Annotated in this window: 1 protein-coding gene; it reads left to right on the top strand. The window is 41.6% G+C overall.

The window, feature by feature from the left end:
• Positions 1 to 978 (top strand): class I SAM-dependent methyltransferase (locus tag R7P67_RS26725; RefSeq protein WP_318086573.1); only part of this gene is annotated, 978 nt, incomplete at its 5' end.
• Between the last annotated feature and the right edge of the window lie 29 nt (positions 979 to 1007).

Here is a 1007-nt window from a genome sequence, read left to right as displayed (position 1 = left end):
GCTTGCTGGTTTTCTGAAAAACATCATGTCACTTTTATGAGCGATTCTTTCGTCTCTCACAAAGGTGCTCAAAAAAATCTTGAAGACAATCAATGTAATAAAGTGGCATTTCTGACCACAATGGACAGTATTCCTGCGAATACAGATCTTGTGTTAGTCCAGCTACCTAAAAGTAATCGTCATCTTGTTTGGATCTTGAGCCAACTTCGCAAGATGCTTCCAACCGCTTGCCCTGTTATTGCTGTAAACAAAGCCAAAGAAATCCATACGTCTACATTAAAATTGTTCGAAAAATACCTTGGAGAGACTAAAACGTCACTGGCGTGGAAAAAGCATCGACTGGTCTTTTCTCAGGCCAATGCAGAACCAAGAATTGAAGTAGATCCAATCACGGCTTGGGGTGTCGAAGGTGAACACATTCAGCTTAAAAACCTGCCAAATGTCTATTCAGGAGAAAGCTTAGATTTAGGTGCGCGTTTTATGCTGCAACATATTCCTCAAGACGCCTCAATCAACCACATTATCGATTTGGGATGCGGTAACGGCGTCTTATCGGTAAAAGCAGGTCAACTCAATCCAAATGTAAGACTGACTTGCGTTGATGAAAGCTTCATGGCGCTTGAATCTGCCAAGCAGAACTTATTGGATAACTTGGGCGAAGGTCGCGACATTCAGTGCGTGGCCAATAACTGTTTGGATGGATTCAAACCTGACAGTTGCGATTTAATCATGTGTAACCCACCGTTCCATCAGCAACAAGCCATTACCGATCATATAGCATGGCAAATGTTCTGTGATGCAAAACAAATTTTGAACCAAAATGGCAAGTTACTCGTCATAGGAAACCGTCACCTCGGCTACGATGCCAAGTTGAAACGTCTGTTTGGTGATAAGAATGTGAAACTCATCGCTTCTAACAATAAGTTCGTGATTTTACAGGCAACAAAAAATCCTGCTAAATTAAGCGCAAAACAATAGAGCTCTCCGAGCAAAATGTTTACAAGGAA

This window comes from Vibrio sp. Vb0937, assembly GCF_033338855.1.
This window is presented reverse-complemented; position numbering and strand designations above follow the sequence as displayed.